The organism is Microcoleus sp. AT3-D2 (genome assembly GCF_036705715.1).
GTDB lineage: Bacteria > Cyanobacteriota > Cyanobacteriia > Cyanobacteriales > Microcoleaceae > Microcoleus.
The window spans coordinates 1-3,076 of sequence record NZ_JAUBVE010000159.1 but is presented as its reverse complement, the minus strand read 5'-3'; the positions used below and the strand labels follow the sequence as shown (position 1 = coordinate 3,076).

Here is a 3,076-nt window from a genome sequence, read left to right as displayed (position 1 = left end):
TTCTAATTAACTCATAATTTTGCCTGGAATATCATTCTACTATGTATTTGTGTAATTAATTCTGTCTAACTACTTATGTACGCTAAATCACCAGCCCTTCCTGAGACGATTAAAGTTCAGTCTGATAACGGTTCACTTCGGTTACAGTTCAGTACTAAGTACAACCCCATCTTTGGGGGGAAACGAAAACATCAGGGTCTAGGGATGAAGGATACTCCTGAAAATCAGCAAAAGGCGATCGCTATCGCATGGCGGATCGAAGGTGACCTACAGCACCCAGACTGGCAACAATTGTTTGACCCTACTTTTGCCAAGTACGGCTTAAAGACCAAGTACACCGCTGAACTAAAACTGGCTGCACCAATTCCAGAACCTGAACCTGAAATTACAGTGGGAGCAATGTGGGAGGATTACTTGGAGTGGAAGCGTCCGCAGGTGCAGCCCACAACGTTTAATCATTTTTGCAAAAAACTTACAAATATTATCAAAGGTCTTGTTTGGAACAAGCAAAAACAAACGATGATTTCGTTCCCTTGTTCTGTTTGGGATTTACCAATTTCCACAGGTATAGTTGATATTTTGTTGTCAAGTCCGTTTGAAGAAGATAGCAAGCGTAGAACCCTAGTTGCACTTTCGGAAGCTTTCGTCAGACTACAGTCTCAGGGCAAAACCAAACTAACCATCAATCCCTTTGTAATGCCAGTTAGCATTATAAAAAATAAAACCGACAAGTACAAATCGCAAGTCAGTGCCGATGGTACGGTTGATTTGCGATGGTGGGATACTGAAACAGACCCAGAAGAACGCGATCGCCGTGCATTCACTAAGGAAGAAAGAGACATCATTATCGAGGCTTTTTATAAGCACAAAAATCCGTCACCTCGAAGGTTGGCTCCCTTGATTGAATTCCGTTTCTTAACAGGTTGTCGAAATGGGGAAGCTTTCGCGCTTGAATGGAAGGATGTTTTTTTAGGGCGGGATAAGGATTATATCCGGTTTAGCAAGTCCTACAACGGGATGCTTAAAAACACTCAAGTTACAAAAACAGGGGAAGCTAGACTGTTTAAGATTTACCCCAAACTCAATGATTTACTGCTACGTATCAAGCCTGATAATGCAAAACCAACCGATTTAGTTTTTACCAAGCTAAACGGCAAGCACTGGGACAGTAATGCAATTGCTAAACTCTGGCTAAGCTATGACTGTAAGCGAAATGGGGTAGAGTGTTCATATCCCGGTGTTGTCACTCAACTAGCCGAAGAAGGCAAAATAAGTTGCTACCTACCCTTTTATGCTTGTCGCCATACGTTCATAACCCTACAGGCTCAGTCTGGTACAGATTTACTGTTACTGGCCACTATTTGCGGTAATAGTGTCGAGGTAATACAACGGCATTACCTAGGTATTGACACAACAGTGCAAGTAACCGATATCTAAACCCTAACTCACCCTACCTACCGCCCACTAAAAAAGGCGGTTTTTTTATTGACAGCCTACTGCCTGTTTAAGTCTCTATTTCCTGGTGTAGCCGCCTACAGTAGCCGGCTACTTGTGAAAATGAAGGCAAAAAGGAAAGCTAGAGTCAACAATTGTGTAGCTGGAAATTAAAACTCAAGCATTATCCCGTTAAACTCTTTGGATCAATGCTTTTATCACTTGTGTCAGGTGAATGTATGCTTGCTAACCGACTGTAGGCAGTTCTAATAGGTTCGTTTTGATATGGCGCAGCGTTCACAAAACTTAACCTGTCGGGGATTGACGCGACCCATAAAATACTGCGATCGTCAAAAGTAAGAGAAAGCAACACAGCCACCGGGTTAAGGCCCCGATGACTGCTGTTTTCTCAATTGGTTTACGCAATTGAGAATATTATTATGTCACAACAGTCCGCTTGTAGTACCCCTCGATCGGCTTCTTTTAAGTATTCGTGGGACGCCCCTCTGGCGCTTCGCTGGTATCGGGACGCTGTGTTTGATAGTATCCGTCACACCGAGGCGTTCGCCTGCATTGATATTGGTATTGGTGCTAAGCCGTGGCTGCACTACTACCAGGCCCCGGTGCTACTACCAGAACAGTGCGACTCCCTTTATGGTGTTGAGCCGAAAACTACCGATCGCCTAATCCGTTACTTTGACCCGCAGTTGCGACAGGATGGTATGTTTTGGTGCAGCGAGTCGTTAGCGGCTGATGTAGAACCTGTTTTGGGCCTGTGTTGGATAGGTAAACCGAGTCTTAACTTTTTGTTGCCCCCACGGGCCGTACTCAAACTAGCTTGCTGGATGCCTGCTACCACAGAGGTACTGCGGGTACTAACGTGCTTAGAGGCGATCGCAAACAAAGCTTACGAGCCACTCCTCGACCCCGTGAGGACGAGTCAACATTACCAGATAGTAGAACGGCGAACCGCCCCCAAAGATAAGCTCGCAATGGTAGTAAAGGCACAAGAGCAAGGGCTTTACGCCTACGCTAAGCATTTTGGTGGTTTGGATTCTGGTATCACTTACAAGCGCTTGCTTACTCACGCCGAACGGGGCGGACAGTTCCCGACAACACGGCAAGAGCTCAATGATTTGTTGGTTGAGTTTTAAATTGCGATCGGTAAGGTCATAACAGAAAACTAGAGTCACATTATCTGCATAGTGTGAACCTAGCTTTCCTTTTTGCCTTCATTTTCACAAGTAGCCGCCAACAGTAGGCGGCTACACTCAGAAATACACTTAACTGTCGAGAATAAACAATGAAAATTGAGACTACCCGTGGCACGAGACCAGAAGCCTTGTTACACCACAATTACAGATGATTCAGGAAGAAGGAATGATTCAGTACAAAAAGTCATTCCTTAAGTCTGAAAGCCCTCAAACGACAACACTTAAGCCGAGGTTTATCCACTACAACGCAAACTACGTCAAGTATTGCTTCCTTAAAGAGTTTTACCAGTTTTTGTTTGAAGGGGCTAGAGAAGAATTCTTTGAGGGTGACAAAAATGAGTTGGTTGCCTTATTAGACCTCTTGCGAAAGTGCGCTCTTTCTAGGTAAAATAAAAGAAAAAATTAGCTTAATAATATGAACTACGAAG

General features: G+C 44.1%; 2 protein-coding genes. Both read left to right on the top strand.

Annotated elements, in window-relative coordinates:
- The first annotated feature begins 75 nt into the window (after positions 1-75).
- Positions 76-1,437: a hypothetical protein gene (locus tag QUB44_RS30360; RefSeq protein WP_333373530.1), complete on the top strand. Its 1,362-nt coding sequence runs from the start codon at positions 76-78 to the stop codon at positions 1,435-1,437.
- 437 nt (positions 1,438-1,874) lie between these two features.
- Positions 1,875-2,588, top strand: coding sequence for a hypothetical protein (locus tag QUB44_RS30355; RefSeq protein WP_333373528.1), 714 nt, complete (start codon positions 1,875-1,877; stop codon positions 2,586-2,588).
- Positions 2,589-3,076: the final 488 nt, after the last annotated feature.